This window comes from Leifsonia sp. Leaf336 (assembly GCF_001423695.1).
Lineage (GTDB): Bacteria > Actinomycetota > Actinomycetes > Actinomycetales > Microbacteriaceae > Leifsonia.
In genome coordinates this window covers 300,842-315,487 of the sequence record NZ_LMOZ01000002.1, presented here as the reverse complement: position 1 = coordinate 315,487, position 14,646 = coordinate 300,842, and the positions used below count along the sequence as shown (strand labels likewise).

At 68.5% G+C, this 14,646-nt stretch carries 12 protein-coding genes; 6 read left to right on the top strand and 6 right to left on the bottom strand.

The window, feature by feature from the left end:
• Window positions 1-17 precede the first annotated feature (17 nt).
• Window positions 18-1,382: a cystathionine beta-synthase gene (locus ASF88_RS10430; RefSeq protein ID WP_055917718.1), complete on the bottom strand. Its 1,365-nt coding sequence runs from the start codon at window positions 1,380-1,382 to the stop codon at window positions 18-20.
• Window positions 1,383-1,453: 71 nt separating this feature from the next.
• Between ASF88_RS10430 and ASF88_RS10425 the strand changes: the two genes are divergently transcribed.
• On the top strand, window positions 1,454-2,122 hold the full coding sequence (locus ASF88_RS10425; RefSeq protein WP_055920277.1) for a metal-dependent transcriptional regulator: 669 nt from the start codon (window positions 1,454-1,456) through the stop codon (window positions 2,120-2,122).
• A gap of 13 nt (window positions 2,123-2,135) precedes the next feature.
• On the opposite strand, the gene ASF88_RS10420 is transcribed toward ASF88_RS10425, so the two are convergent.
• The 3 genes from ASF88_RS10420 to ASF88_RS10410 all read right to left on the bottom strand — a co-directional run bounded on the left by ASF88_RS10420 (window position 2,136) and on the right by ASF88_RS10410 (window position 7,769).
• Window positions 2,136-4,421, bottom strand: coding sequence for an ATP-binding protein (locus ASF88_RS10420; protein ID WP_082518897.1), 2,286 nt, complete (start codon window positions 4,419-4,421; stop codon window positions 2,136-2,138).
• Between the two features lie 143 nt (window positions 4,422-4,564).
• Window positions 4,565-5,806: an Nramp family divalent metal transporter gene (locus tag ASF88_RS10415; RefSeq protein ID WP_055920275.1), complete on the bottom strand. Its 1,242-nt coding sequence runs from the start codon at window positions 5,804-5,806 to the stop codon at window positions 4,565-4,567.
• Window positions 5,807-5,894: 88 nt separating this feature from the next.
• Entirely contained in the window at window positions 5,895-7,769 is a 1,875-nt protein-coding gene (locus ASF88_RS10410; RefSeq protein ID WP_055917714.1) for an ABC transporter ATP-binding protein, read from the bottom strand.
• A 193-nt stretch (window positions 7,770-7,962) separates the two neighbouring features.
• Here ASF88_RS10410 and ASF88_RS10405 point away from each other — a divergent pair, with 193 nt between their 5' ends.
• The 5 genes from ASF88_RS10405 to ASF88_RS10385 all read left to right on the top strand — a co-directional run bounded on the left by ASF88_RS10405 (window position 7,963) and on the right by ASF88_RS10385 (window position 12,553).
• Window positions 7,963-9,255, top strand: a complete 1,293-nt coding sequence (locus tag ASF88_RS10405) for an ABC transporter substrate-binding protein (protein ID WP_055917711.1) — start codon at window positions 7,963-7,965, stop codon at window positions 9,253-9,255.
• Window positions 9,256-9,342: 87 nt separating this feature from the next.
• Window positions 9,343-10,383, top strand: a complete 1,041-nt coding sequence (locus ASF88_RS10400) for a carbohydrate ABC transporter permease (RefSeq protein WP_055917708.1) — start codon at window positions 9,343-9,345, stop codon at window positions 10,381-10,383.
• On the top strand, window positions 10,380-11,294 hold the full coding sequence (locus ASF88_RS10395) for a carbohydrate ABC transporter permease (protein ID WP_055917705.1): 915 nt from the start codon (window positions 10,380-10,382) through the stop codon (window positions 11,292-11,294). Before ASF88_RS10400 ends, ASF88_RS10395 begins: the two co-directional genes overlap by 4 nt.
• A 4-nt stretch (window positions 11,295-11,298) precedes the next feature.
• Entirely contained in the window at window positions 11,299-11,535 is a 237-nt protein-coding gene (locus ASF88_RS10390) for a hypothetical protein (RefSeq protein ID WP_055917702.1), read from the top strand.
• A 10-nt stretch (window positions 11,536-11,545) separates the two neighbouring features.
• Window positions 11,546-12,553 carry a LacI family DNA-binding transcriptional regulator gene (locus ASF88_RS10385; RefSeq protein ID WP_055917699.1) on the top strand — a complete coding sequence of 336 codons (1,008 nt, stop codon included), beginning with the start codon at window positions 11,546-11,548 and terminating at the stop codon, window positions 12,551-12,553.
• 284 nt (window positions 12,554-12,837) lie between these two features.
• Here ASF88_RS10385 and ASF88_RS10380 read toward each other — a convergent pair whose 3' ends face one another.
• Both ASF88_RS10380 and ASF88_RS10375 read right to left on the bottom strand, forming a co-directional pair.
• Window positions 12,838-14,076 (bottom strand): MFS transporter, encoded by a 1,239-nt coding sequence (locus ASF88_RS10380; protein ID WP_055917696.1) that lies wholly within the window; start codon window positions 14,074-14,076, stop codon window positions 12,838-12,840.
• 61 nt (window positions 14,077-14,137) lie between these two features.
• Complete coding sequence (locus ASF88_RS10375; RefSeq protein ID WP_235493404.1) at window positions 14,138-14,623, bottom strand: MarR family winged helix-turn-helix transcriptional regulator; 486 nt, start codon at window positions 14,621-14,623, stop codon at window positions 14,138-14,140.
• Window positions 14,624-14,646 lie beyond the last annotated feature (23 nt).

Below are 14,646 nucleotides of genomic sequence, written 5' to 3'. Positions count from 1 at the left end.
GGGAGGGAGGCGAGCGGCTACTCGCTGAGGTAGGTGAGCAGATCCTGCCGGGTCAGCACGGCGACGGGCTTGCCGCCGTCGGTGACCAGCAGGGCGTTGGCGACAGCGAGCGCCGCCCGCGCGGCCGTGACCGGCTCGTTGACGCCGATCAGCGGCAGCGGCTCGCCCAGGTGCGCGCCGACCGGATCGCTCATGCGCGCGCGGCCGCTGAACACCGCGTCGACGAGCGACCGCTCGTCGAGCGCGCCGGCGACCTCGCCCATGACGACGGGAGGCTCGGCCGTGAGCACCGGCAGCTGCGAGACGCCGTAGGTGTTCATGATCCCGATGGCGTCGTGCACGGTCTCCGTCGGGTGCGTGTGCACCAGGTCGGGCAGGTCGCCGCGCTTGGTGCGGATCACATCGTGAACGGTGGCCTCGTCTGGCACCTCGCTGAAGCCGTAGGAGCGCATCCACTTGTCGTTGAAGATCTTGGCGAGGTAACCGCGGCCGCCGTCCGGCAGGATGACCACGACGACATCGTCGGCGCTCAGGTCCTTCGCCGCGCGCAGGGCGGCCACGACGGCCATGCCGCTCGACCCGCCGACGAGGATGCCCTCCTCACGGGCAAGCCGCCTGGTCATGTGGAACGACTCGGCGTCCGTGACCGGGATCACCTCGTCGACGACCGACGGGTCGTACGCGCCGGGCCAGAAGTCCTCGCCGACGCCTTCCACGAGGTAGGGGCGGCCGGTGCCGCCCGAGTAGACGGATCCTTCCGGGTCGGCGCCGATGATCCGCACGCGGCCGTCGGAGGCCTCCTTGAGGAACCGGCCGGTGCCCGAGATGGTGCCGCCGGTGCCGACGCCGGCGACCAGATGGGTGATGCGACCGTCGGTGTCGCGCCAGATCTCGGGACCGGTGGTCTCGTAGTGGCTGCGCGGCCCGTTCGGGTTGTAGTACTGGTTCGGCTTGAACGCGCCGGGGATCTCGGCGGCGAGCCGGTCGGACACCGAGTAATAGGAGTCGGGGTGCTCCGGGGGAACCGAGGTGGGCGTGACCACGACCTCCGCGCCGTACGCGGTCAGCACGTTGCGCTTGTCCTCGCCGACCTTGTCGGGCAGCACGAACACGCACCGGTAGCCGCGCTGCTGGGCGACGAGCGCGAGCCCGACACCCGTGTTGCCGCTCGTGGGCTCCACGATCGTGCCGCCGGGCTGCAGCAGCCCCTCCTGCTCCGCAGCGTCGATGATGCGGGAAGCGATGCGGTCCTTCGACGAGCCTCCGGGGTTCAGGTACTCGAGTTTGACGAGCACCGTCGCCGCGATCCCGTCGGTCAGCCGGTTGAGCTTCACGAGCGGGGTGTCGCCGACCAAGTCTGTGATGGTCTCTGCGTACTTCACGCCGTCAACCGTAACAGGGCGCGTGGAGGAGGGTTCGCTCTGTTTCAGCCCGGCTGCCTAGACTCGTGGTCATGCCGGTGTCCGATCTCTCCCCCGTGGCACAGGATTACCTGAAGCTGATCTGGTCGGCGACCGAGTGGTCGGGCGATCCGATCACGGTCAAGCAGCTCTCCGAGCGGATGGGCGTTCGCGCGGCCACCGTGTCCGACGCGATCCGCCGCCTCGTCGATCAGGGGCTCCTGGTGCACGAGCCGTACGGCGGCATCGAGCTCACCGAGGCAGGCCGTCGCGGCGCACTGGCGATGGTCCGCCGGCACCGGCTCATCGAGACCTTCCTCGTGGAGGAGCTCGGCTACGGCTGGGACGAGGTGCACGACGAGGCGGAGGTGCTGGAGCACGCGGTCTCCGACGGGCTGGTCGACCGCATCGACCGGCGCCTCGGATTCCCGGCGAGAGACCCGCACGGCGACCCGATCCCGACCGCTGACGGCACACCACGTCGCCCGGAGGCCGAACCGCTGCTGTCGGCGCAGACCGGCGTGCCGTTGACCGTCGTTCGCATCTCCGACGCCGACCCCGCTGTCCTCCGCTATCTCGGCGAGCGCGGGATCGGCCTGGACGTCTCGCTCACTGTCGACGAGCACCGCGCGTTCGCCGGTGACGTGACCGCGATCATCGACGGCCGGCCGGTCGTCCTGGGTGCGACCGCCGCCGCCGCGGTGTGGGTCGCTGCGGGCTGAGCGTCCGGAAGGCTCAGCCGGACGTCGCTTCGGAGCGCGCACTCCAGGCGGCGAGCTGCGTTCGCGACGTGAAGCCGAGCTTCGTCAGGCTGTTGGCGACATGGCCCTCCGCCGTTCGACGCGAGATCACCAGCCGCTCGGCGATCTGACGGTCGGTCAGTCCCTGTCCGACCAAGGCGGCCACCTGGCTCTCGCGCGCCGACAGCCCCCCGACCGGGACGGACGACGACCGTCTGCCCGTCGCACCGCCGGGAAGCTGCGCTCCAAGCGCGTAGGCGATCCCCTCCGCCGGGGTGAGGGCCGCTCCCCTGGCGAAAGCCGCCGCATAGGCCTGCTCCCCCAACGAGGACGACGTCGATTCGACGATCGCGGAGCGGATTCCCCTCGTGTTCGGCGCGTACGATGCCAGAACGCCGGCGGAGCCGCCGACCCCGTCGGTGATCCCGAGAAGGGTCGCGGCGCGGACGAAGTCCCGCTGCCCCGCGGCGGCACCGGCCAACGTCTCCTCCGACATCGCGATGGCGAACGGATCCTCGAGATTCTGGTTGAGGCTCAGCGCCTGCCGGAGCAATCGTACAGCGCTGTCGAAATCGCCTCGGGTGGTCGCTATCGTTCCCGAGTTGGTCAGCATGATCGCCGCCTCGAACGAATCCCCTGCCCGTATGGAGCGCGCGACGAGCGCCTCTCGTCGCTTCGCGGCAGCCGACTCGTCGCCCAGACCGAACTCGGCGATCGCGATCGCCTCCTCGAGGTTCGACCGCGCAGGATTGGCGTTGGTACCTCCCTCCAGACGGAGCGCCTCGAGAAGAATGCCCATCGATCGAGGGCTGTGCTCGATGTGGGCACGCGCGCCAGCCACCATCGCTCGGCTGAAATCGTCGTCCACGCGCTCTGCCAGCTCTTCGGCCAGTGCCAGCCGTGACACCCCGGCCTCCACCTCGCCTCGCCCGAACGCCGACATAGCGAGCACAGTCAGGAGCTGAGCCCCCTCAGGAGTCTGCGGGATCCCGAGATCGAGCACCCCCAGGCTCCACCGGTACAGTTCGTCCATGCGCCCGCTCGCCTGCCAGACGACGCGCCATCCGGTGATCAGGAGTCGGGCGGCAGCCGGTGCGTCGCCCGCAGCGATGCAGAATCCGATGGCGGACCGGATGTTCGGGAGCTCCGTTCTGGTGGTTGCGAGCCAATAGGCCTGGTTAGGCGCGAACCAGTCCGCCTCGAGCCGGGTCAGTCGTGCGAAGTACCAGTCCCGCATCCTCGACCGAGCCTCGTGAAGCTCCTCCGGCGTCGACTGCTCGATTCCGAACCGGCGAACCGTGTCGAGCATGCCGAAGTAGGCGACATGGCTGGAGGGGCGGCGCGAGAGGATCGACTTGTCCAGCAGGGACTGCACGAGGTCGAGGGTGTCGCAGTCCCGACCCGAGCCGCACATCCATTCGACCGCTTCCAGGTCCCAGCTGCCGGTGAACACCGACATCCGACGAAGTGCGTCCCGTTCGACCTCGGTGCAGAGGTCGTAGCTCCAGGTGATGGCCGCACGGATGGTCTGCTGGCGATCCGGCGCATCGCGGACGCCGCCCGCGAGTAGGGAGAGCGGCTCCGCGAGCCGTTCGAGGATCTGCGCCGGTGAGATCACACGGACGCGGGCCGCCGCCAGCTCGATGGCGAGCGGCATGCCGTCGAGCCGAATGCAGATCTCGGCGATCGCATCCATTTCGGCTGGACTCGGCTCGGGGAGAACGGCGGCACTTCGGTCGAGGAACAGACTCATGGCCGGCGACGGGGCGCCCCGCTTCGAACCGGGGACTTCGAGCGGCTCCACCTCGAAGATGCGCTCCGGCGCGATTCGTAGCACAGCTCGGCTCGTCGCGATGACCGAGATGCCGGGGCACTCGACCAGGATCTTTCCGACCAGCTCGGCGCACTGCCGGGCCACCTGTTCGCAGTTGTCGAGCACGAGTAGGCCGATGCCGTTTCCGAAGAACTGCGCGATGGACTCCGTCCCGTCGCCCGACGCTCCCTGCGCTCCGATGATCCGGTTGACCTCGTCGACCACCGATCCGCTCGTACTCACCCCGCTCAGATCGATGAACCAGAGTCCGTCAGGATAGAGCCTGCGCACACTCTGGGCAAGGCGGATGGCGAACCGCGTCTTGCCGACGCCTCCGGGCCCGAGAAGCGTCAGAAGTCGCGTCTCGCCCAAGGCGGCGCGAGCGGCGGCCAACTGCGTGCGCCGATCCACGAATGAGGAGTATTCCGGAGGGAGCGCGCCGGGGCGGCGCCGTTCAGGCTCAGCCATTCACCGAACCTCCCATGCACTTAGTATCTCAGTCTCTTCAATTCTTTCGGAACGCTGAGGTGACGGCAACCGTCGCAGACATACCAAGGCGATGACTGAGACATTGATGCACCCGACGTCGGCGTGGTTGCATCACGCAGCGGTTACGCGGCGAAGACCGTCAGCACCACCAACGCGAGGTTGAGGACGACGACGAGCCCGGCGATCCCCACGCCGACGCAGCGCACCCACATCCGGTCGACATGCGCGCCCATGACCTCCCGCGAACCGGTGAGCCGCAGCAGCGGGATCATCGCGAACGGGATGCCGAGGCTCAGGAGCACCTGGGACAGCACGAGAGCCCACGTCGGGTCCACCCCCAGCGCGAGGATGACCACTGCAGGGATGAGCGTGACGACCCGCCGCACGAGCAGCGGCACGCGCACGTGCAGCAGCCCGCTCATGATGGTGGCGCCCGCGTAGCTTCCGACCGACGTGGAGGCCAGACCCGACGCCAGCAGGCCGATCGCGAAGGCCGCCGCGACGACCGGCCCGAGGGCCGCGCCGATCGCGGCGTGAGCACCTTCGATGGTGTCGGTCCCCGCCACACCGGGCAGAGCCGAAGCGGCGAGGAGGAGCATCGCGATGTTGACGGCTCCCGCCAGCACGAGCGCGAGGACCACGTCGAGCCGCGTGGCGCGCAGCAGCGTCCGCAGCCGCCCGGTGTCGGCGCTCGATCCGTGTCGATCGCGAGCGAGCGCGGAGTGGAGGTAGATCGCGTGCGGCATCACTGTCGCCCCGAGCATGCTCGCGGCGAGCAGCACGGTGGGGGCCCCGTCGAACCGTGGGATCAGCCCGTTCGCCGCGGCGCGCCAGTCCACCGGGCTGACGACCAGCCCGGCGAGGAAGCCGACCGCGATGACGGCGAGCAGCGCGAGGATCACGGCCTCGAACGGCCGCTGGCCGCGTCGTGACTGCACGGCGAGGATCCCGATGGCGGCGGCGCCGACGATGAGAGCCCCGAGCGGCAGCGGCAGCCCGAAGAGGAGGTTCAGCGCGATGGCGCCGCCGATCACCTCGGCGATGTCGGTCGCGGCGGCGACCAGCTCGGCCTGCGCCCAGTACGCACGCCGGCCGGCCGTGCCGAGGCGGGCGCCCAGCAGCTCGGGAAGGCTGCGACCCGTGACGATGCCGAGCTTGGCCGACTGGTACTGCACGAAGACGGCGATCGCGTTGGCGGCGACGAGCACCCAGACCAGCAGGTACCCGTAGCGCGCGCCGGCGGTGAGGTTGGCGGCGACGTTGCCCGGGTCGACGTAGGCGATCGCCGCGACGAACGCCGGGCCGAGGAGCAGCCAGAGACGCAGACGGGTGCGAGGTTGCCGCTCCGCGACATCCAGCGCCATCATCGCCTCCGCTGATCAGAATGTTAGGCGAGTCTAACATCGCGCGATCGAGCGGCGCCTGTCCGCACCTCCCCGGCCTCGGCACCGCCTAATCGCGGTCGAGGATGGCCGTCTCGGTCTGCTCGTGGTACAGCCGAGCGTAGATGCCGTCGAGCTCCAGCAGCTCCCGATGGGTGCCGCGCTCGACGACCTGCCCGTGGTCGATGACGAAGATCACGTCCGCCGCGACGATCGTGGAGAGCCGGTGGGCGATCGCGATCGTCGTCCGGCCGCGGGAGGCCGTGTCGAGTGCCTGCTGCACGACCCGCTCCGAGATGGTGTCGAGAGCGCTCGTGGCCTCGTCGAGGATCAGGACCTCCGGATCCTTCAGGAGGACGCGGGCGATCGCGATGCGCTGCTTCTCACCTCCGGAGAGCCGGTAACCGCGCTCGCCCACGATCGTCTCGTAGCCGTCGGGGAAGCTGACGATCGTCTCGTGGATGTTCGCTTGCTTGGCGGCGGCCTCCAGCTCCTCCTGAGTCGCCTCGGGCCGCGCGTACCGCAGGTTCTCGGCGATGGAGGCGTGGAAGAGGTACGTCTCCTGGCTCACCACGCCGATGTGCGAGACGAGCGAGTCCTGCTGCAGGAGACGCAGGTCGGTGTCGCCGAAGAGGATCCGCCCGGAGGTCGCGTCGTAGAAGCGCGGGATCAGGTAGCTGACCGTGGTCTTCCCCGCCCCACTCGGCCCCACGAACGCGGCGAACTCGCCCGGCTCGATCACGAACGACACGTCGTCGAGGGTGTTGCGCTCGCCCTCCCTGGCGTCCGGGTAGCGGAACACCACATGGTCGAACTCGATCCGTCCGAGATCGCGGCCGGGGTCGACGGGCGCGGCATCCGGTACATCCGCGATCGCCGGCTTCAGGTCGAGGTACTCGAAGATGCGGGCGAAGAGCGCGCCGGAGGTCTGGAGGTCGAGCGCGACCCGCATCAGCGCCAGCAGCGGGAAGAGCAGCCGGGCCTGCACGGTCGTGAACGCGACGATCGTCCCTGCCGTGATGTCGGTGGCGCCTCCGAGGATCAACCATCCCGACACCAGGTAGACGATCGCCGGGATCGACGACAGGAAGATGTTCACCATCGCGAAGAACCACTGACCGCTCATCGCCTGCGACACCTGCAGCCGGATCTGCGTACGGTTCTCGTCGGAGTAGCGCGCCACCTCGGCGGACTGGCGGTTGAAGCTCTTCGAGAGCAGGATGCCGGACACGCTCAGCGTCTCCTGCGTGATCGCGGTCATGTCCGACAGCGATTCCTGCGTCTTCGTCGCGATGCGCGCCCGCACCTGCCCGACCCGGCGCTGCGCGATCACGAGGATCGGCATCAGGATGACGGCCACGATGGTCAGCTGCCAGTTCAGCAGCAGCATCGCGACGAGCGCGGCGATGACGGTGACGGTGTTGCCGAGGATGCTCGACATCGTGTTCGTGAGGACGCTCGCGACGCCTCCGACGTCGTTCTGCAGCCGCGACTGGATGATGCCGGTCTTCGTCTTCGTGAAGAAGCTCAGCTCCATCGACTGCAGGTGCGAGAACAGTCGCACGCGCAAAGCGCCCATCACCCTGTTGCCGACGGATGCCGTCAGATAGGTCTGCCAGACGCCGAGCAGGGCCGAGCCGACGAAGACCACGATCATCACCACCACGATCTCCGTGAGCACCGGGAGATCGGGCTTGCCGCTCTTCGGGAACAGCCCCTCGTCGAACGCCCGCTGCGTCAGCAGCGGAGGCACGACCGAGAGCGCGGCCCCGACCAGCACGAGGATCATCGTCATGACGATCGCGCCCTTGTGCGGCGCGAACAGGGTCACGATGCGGCGGAAGAGGTGCGGTATCCGCGGCGCGTCGGCGTTGAGCGCCCGCTGAGCGTCCACGTCGCTCGCGCTGACGCGCGAACGCATCCCGCCTCCGCCCATCCCGCGCATGCCGCTCACAGACGAAAGCCTAACTCCGTGCGGCGACGCCGCCGGCCGCCCGCCTCCCCCGCCCGCGGGTAGAAGCCCTGTGACCGAATCGCAATGCAAGCGCTTGACGTAAACGCTTGCATGGACTCGCGCCCCGGAGTACGTTGAGCCCGGGCGCACCCGCGCCTGCACCAAGAGCTCAACGAGGAGTGAAATGAAAGCAGCACGTCTCTCCGTGATCGCAGGGGTGGTCGCCATCACGGGCCTCGCCCTTGCGGGATGCACCGGCGGCGGATCATCAGGTGGGAGCAGCGGCGGCGACGCCAGCCAGAACCTCACGGGCAAAGGCCCGATCACCTATGTGCAGGGCAAGGACAACTCCAACGTGGTCCGTCCTCTCGTCGAGAAGTGGAACGCGGCCCACCCCAACGAGAAGGTCACCTTCAAGGAGCAGACCGACCAGGCCGACCAGCAGCACGACGACCTCGTGCAGCACTTCCAGGCGAAGGACCCGAACTACGACGTGGTCGATGTCGACGTCGTCTGGACGGGCGAGTTCGCCGCGAAGGGCTGGCTGCAGCCGCTGACCGGCGACTTCAAGATGGACAACTCGGCCCTGCTCGGCCCCACTGTGAAGTCGGGCACCTACAACGGCACGCAGTACGCCGCGCCGCAGACCTCCGACGGCGGCATCCTGTACTACCGCAAGGACCTGGTCACCACTCCTCCCAAGACGTGGGATGACATGATCAAGGACTGCGCCATCGCCAAGACGAACAACATCGGCTGCTACGCCGGTCAGTTCGCCCAGTACGAGGGTCTGACGGTGAACGTGGCCGAGGCCATCAACACCAACGGCGGCACCATCGTCGGCGACGACGGCAAGACCGTCACCGTCGACAGCTCCGAGGCCAACGCGGGCCTGACCCGCCTGGTGGACGGCTTCAAGAACGGGAACATCCCCGCCGAGGCCATCACCTACCAGGAGGAGCAGGGCCGACAGGCGTTCGAGGCCGGCAAGCTGCTGTTCCTCCGCAACTGGCCGTACGTGTACAGCCTGGCCAAGACCGACGGATCCTCCACGGTGAAGGACACCTTCGGCATCGCACCGCTGCCGGGCATCAGCGCCGACAAGCCGGGCGTCTCGAGCCTGGGCGGTCACAACGCCGCGATCAGCGTGTACAGCAAGCACAAGGCGACCGCCTTCGAGTTCCTGAAGTTCCTGCAGAGCGAAGAGACCCAGAAGTTCTTCGTGACGCAGGGCTCGCTGGCGCCGGTGCTGGCGTCGCTGTACGACGACGCGTCGCTGAACAGCCAGCTGCCGTACCTGTCCACCCTGAAGACGTCGATCGCCAACGCGGTTCCGCGTCCGGTGTCGCCGTTCTACCCGGCCATCACCAAGGCCGTGCAGGACAACGCCTACGCGGCGCTGAAGGGCGACAAGTCCGTCGACCAGGCGCTGAAGGACATGTCCGCCGCCATCAAGACCGCGAGCTCGGGCCAGTAGCGCCCCTGCCCTCCACGGTCGCCGGGCGGCGGGAACCTTCCCGCCGCCCGGCTCCCCCACTTCCCGTCCTTCCTCTCGGAGGCACACATGTCAACGCCGAACGTCGTCGCCCCCTCTTCAACGCAGAACGCCGGCAAGCAGCCTGAACAGCGAGCCGGGGTCAAGCACACTCGTCGCCAGCAGAGTCGCTGGGCCCTCTACCTGATCCTGCCCACGATCGTCCTGCTCGCCGTGGTGATCGGCTATCCGATCGTCAGCGCCATCGTGATGTCCTTCCAGAAGGACGCCGGGCTCGACCCGGCGACCGGCCTGTTCGTGCAGGGCGGGTTCGCGGGCTTCCAGAACTACGCCCACTGGCTGTTCCAGCAGTGCCAGGGGCCGAACGGCACCACCGTCTCGTGCCCGCCCGGCAACCTCGGCTCCACCTTCTGGAGCGCCGTCGGGGTGACGTTCTTCTTCACCGTCACGACGGTGATCCTCGAGACCGTCCTCGGCCTCTGGTTCGCGCTCATCATGAACCGCGCCTTCCGCGGCCGCGGCTTCGTCCGCGCGGCCATCCTGATCCCGTGGGCCATCCCGACCGCCGTCACCGCGAAGCTGTGGTTCTTCATCTTCTCGGTCGCCGGCGTCGCCAACGCCGTCCTCAACGCCCACATCCTGTGGACGAGCGACGAATGGGCGTCCCGGTTCGCGGTCATCATCGCCGACACCTGGAAGACGACGCCGTTCATGGCGCTGCTCATCCTGGCCGGCCTCCAGATCATCCCGGAGGACGTCTACGAGGCGGCGAAGATGGACGGCGCGAGCACCTGGCAGCGATTCTGGCGGGTGACCATGCCGCTGCTGAAGCCGGCGCTGATGGTCGCGGTCCTGTTCCGCGTCCTCGACGCGCTCCGCATCTACGACCTGCCGCAGATCCTGACAGGCGGTGGAGGCGGCACAGGCCATGCCACGACGACGCTGTCCATCCTCGTGGTCGATCAGATCAGGCAGGGCTTCAACAGCGCTGCCGCCCTCTCCACCATCACGTTCATCCTGATCTTCCTCGTCGCATTCATCTTCGTGCGGTTCCTCGGCACGAACGTGGTGCGAACACAGGAGACGCAAGCGAAGGGAGCGAAGGGATGACCACCGTCGCCGGCCCCGCCTCGGCCACCGCAGAGGCCAACGCACTGCCCCGCACTCAGACGAAGAACCGCAGCAAGCAGCGCCGCAGGAACCAGGGCATCCGCACGGGCGTCCAGGCGATCGTCGTCGTGCTGTGGTGTCTGCTGCCGTTCTACTGGATGGTCGTCACGTCGTTCCGCGACGTCGGCTACACGAGCGACAACACGCCGTGGTTCACGCACGTGACCCTCGACAACTACGCGACCGCGCTCTCGACCAAGCTCGGGAACAACCTCCCGGGCGCGCTGCTGAACTCGCTGTTCATCGGCGTCTGCGTGACGCTGATCTCGCTGGTCGTCGGCATCTTCGCCTCGTACGCGCTCGCCCGCCTGGACTTCAAGTTCAAGGGCGTCATCCTGGGGATCATCCTGGCCGCCTCGATGTTCCCGGGCGTCGCGCTCATCACGCCGCTGTTCCAGCTGTTCACGAACATCGGCTGGATGGGCACGTACCAGGCGCTGATCATCCCGGAGATCTCGTTCGCCCTCCCGCTCACGGTCTACACGCTCGTCTCGTTCTTCCGCGAGATGCCGTGGGACCTGGAGGAGGCCGCCCGGATCGACGGCTGCTCGCAGGCGCAGGCCTTCCGCAAGATCATCCTGCCCCTGGCGGCTCCCGCCGTGTTCACGACCGCGATCCTGGCGTTCATCTCGTCCTGGAACGAGTTCCTGATCTCCAGCCAGCTGTCGAGCGACGCGACGCAGCCGGTGACCGTGGCGATCGCCTCCTTCACAGGAAGCCAGCCGCACCAGGAGCCGTACACGGCCATCATGGCTGCCGGTACGATCGTGACAGTCCCGCTCATCATCCTCGTGCTGATCTTCCAGCGCCGGATCGTGGCGGGCCTGACGGCAGGTGGAGTGAAGGGCTGACCTGATGCGCAGGAACGACCCGAGGGAGTACATCGACATCGGCCTCGGCTTCGTCGGTTTCTTCGGGGTGGCGTTCGTGATCATCACCGCGGTCTGCGAGCTCACCGGCCAACCCGCGCTCGCCTGGGCGCTGGTCTCGCTCGTGCTCGTCGTCATCTTCATACTGCTCCTGCAGGCGCGCCGCCGTATGGCGGCGGCGCGCCTGAGGGCGGAAGAGGCGCGGGCGGCCCAGGACTCCTGACGGGACGCGCATGGCTGGTATCGAGGAGGTCGCGCGCGCGACCGGCGTCTCCACGGCGACGGTCTCGCGAGCGCTACGGGGGCTCCCGAACGTGTCGGACACCACGCGCGCCGCTGTGCGACGCGCCGCCGACGAACTCGGTTACGTCGCGTCGTCGAGCGCATCGGGGCTCGCGAGCGGACGGACGCTCGCGCTCGGCGTCGTCGTCCCGTCGGTGAGCCGGTGGTTCTACACGCAGGTGCTGGAGGGCGTCGACTCGGAGCTCCGCTCCGCCAGCTACGACATGATCCTGTTCAACCTCGGCGGCCACCGCGGAGACCGGGAGCGCGTCTTCCACCGCAGCATCCTGCGTAAGCGCACAGACGCCCTCCTCGCGCTCTGCCTCGACTTCACCCCGGACGAGCGCGAGCAGCTCGCCTCCCTGGGCCACCCGACGATCGTCGTGGGAGGCCCGGTCAAGGGGCTGCGCAGCGTCGGGATCGACGAGAAGGCGACCGCGCGCACGGCGACCGAGCACCTCATCGGCCTCGGCCACACCGACATCGCGCACCTCGGCGGCGAAGACGAGGAGGGCCTGAACAGCAGCGTCCCGACCGGGAGGCTGCGCGGCTTCGAGAAGGCCATGCGCTCCGCGCACCTGCCGGTGCGGCCCGAGTGGGTCATCCCCGGCGGGTTCACCCTCCCGGAGGGCCGCGCCGCGATGAACCGGCTTCTCGACGGGCCAGGGCCGCGGCCGACCGCGGTGTTCGCGGGCTCCGACGAGATGGCGATGGGGGCGATCCTCGCCGCGGGCGATCACGGTCTGCGGGTGCCGGACGACCTGTCGGTCATCGGCATCGACGACCACGACTTCTCCGCGTGCTTCGGGCTGACGACGATGGCGCAGAGCCCGTTCGAGCAGGGCGCTGTCGCGACCCGCATCCTGCTCGACGAACTGGGCGGAGCCGAGCCGCGCACCACCTCGGTGCGCGCCGAGGTCCGGCTGATCGTCCGCACGTCGACCGCTCCCCCGCGCTGAGGGATTTCGTCCATTCTCGGGATGAATCGTGCGCAATCGCGCGAATCGTATCGGATATGAACGATCGAACCCTGTGGATCTGAGACAATGAGTCAACAGGCCGTCGGCCGATCGCGCCTTTCGGGTAGGCACGATCGCGCGCCGACGGCCCTCCGTACGCGTCGCTCCTAGCGCGCAGACGGGAAGAGCCGCCCTGGCTAGGACAGGGCGGCTCTTCGTTCTCCGCGACTGAATTCTCCGCGTCTGAGTTCTCCGCGTCTGAGTTCCCGCGTCTGCCGAGCCGATCAGTCGGCGTCGGCGAGCGCGAGGACTTCGGCCTCCTGCTGCTGCGTCTCGTGGACGCCGTCCACGCGGCGGAGGTGCTTGTGGCCGAGCATGACGAGCGCAGCGGCGATCAGCACGGAGATGGCGCCCGCGTAGAACGGGGTCGCCCGCGTGAACACGTCGGCCAGCAGCGTGGCGGCCGGCGGGGCGATCGCTCCGCCCAGGAAGCGGACACCGGAATAGGCGCTCGAGGCGACGGACCGCGGGAGGTCGGTGGCCTCCATCACGCACTCGGTCAGCACGGTGTTCAGGATGCCGAGGAGCAGGCCGCCGACGATCACGCAGACGATCAGCGCGGCGATCGAGGCCGCGAACAGGCCGGCGGCGGCCAGGTCGAGCGCGAGCAGCGGCATGATGAGCCACAGCACCCGCGTCCGCGGCAGGCGGGCCGTCAGCAGCGGCGCGACCCACACGGAGGTGACGGCGAGAGCGAGTCCCCAGCCGAAGAAGATCAAACCGAGGGTGATCGCGTCGGTGATCCCGAGAGCGGCGAGAGCGAACGGCGTGTACGCGAGCAGCACAAAGAAGCCGATGTTGTAGAACAGGGCGGCGGCGGCCAGGAAGCCGAGCGCCGGGCGGGCGAGAGCCCGGAAGGGGGCGGAGAGCTTGGTCGGCTGAGGCTTCTCTGGGTTCTTCTTGAGCATCACGACGATCGCGATGAACCCGATCGCCATCAGGGTGGCGGTGCCGAAGAAGGGTCCACGCCAGCTCCAGCTGCCCAGGAGGCCGCCGAGGAGCGGGCCGATCGCGATGCCGAGGCCCAGCGCAGCCTCGTACAGGATGATCGCCGCCGACGTGCCGCCGGATGCGGCACCCACGATCGTCGCCAGGGCGGTGGAGATGAACAGTGCGTTACCGAGCCCCCAGCCCGCACGGAAGCCGATGATCGAGGCGACGTTCTGCGAGAGCCCGGCAGCGAGGGCGAACACCACGATCAGCGCGAGGCCGATCAGCAGCGTGCGCTTGGCGCCGATCCGGCTGGAGATCCAGCTGGTGAAGAACATCGCCACACCCGTGATCAGCAGATAGCTCGTGAAGAGCATCTCGGTCTGCGTCGGCGTCGCCTTCAGGCTGGCCGCGATCGCTGGGAGGATCGGGTCGACGAGACCGATTCCCATGAACGCGATGACCGACGCGAACGCGACCGCCCAGACGGCGGTCGGCTGCTTGAGGATGTTGTCGGGCTTCTGGTGGGACATGGACGGGCGAGGCCTCCTCGGCGATAGTGCTGGTGGGTGAAAAGGACGGACTGGCGAACCGTCAGCGACCGGCGACGGCGGCCGATGCCGCGGTCGAGAGCTCGGCGCGCGAGGCGATGATCTCGACGGTGCAGCGCATCGCGGCGAGCTCGTCCTCCGTCAGGTCGGCGAACATCGGCACGAGTGCGTCCGACAGGGCGTCGCGCCACGCCTGCAGCGCGTCTGCGCCCGTCGTGGTGATCGCGATCTGCCAGGCCCGCGCGTCATCGGTGTCGGCGATCCGCTTGACCCACTCGGATTCGACCAGATTGCGGACGATCTTGGTCATCGTGGGCTGCGAGACGCGACTCTGGGCCGCGAGCTCGCCCAGCCGCATCGGCCCCGCGCTCTGCAGCACGCTCAGGGTGCGCCAGGTCGCCGGCGACTCGGTGTTGCCCGTGACGCGCGCGGCGAGACGGGTGAGCCGGTGGCTGGCGACGACGAGATCGCCGAGCGTCTGGCGGAGCTGGGCGGTGTCGCTGGTCGGAGAGGACAGGGTTTCGGTCACGTCATCCATTTTACATAGCTTGC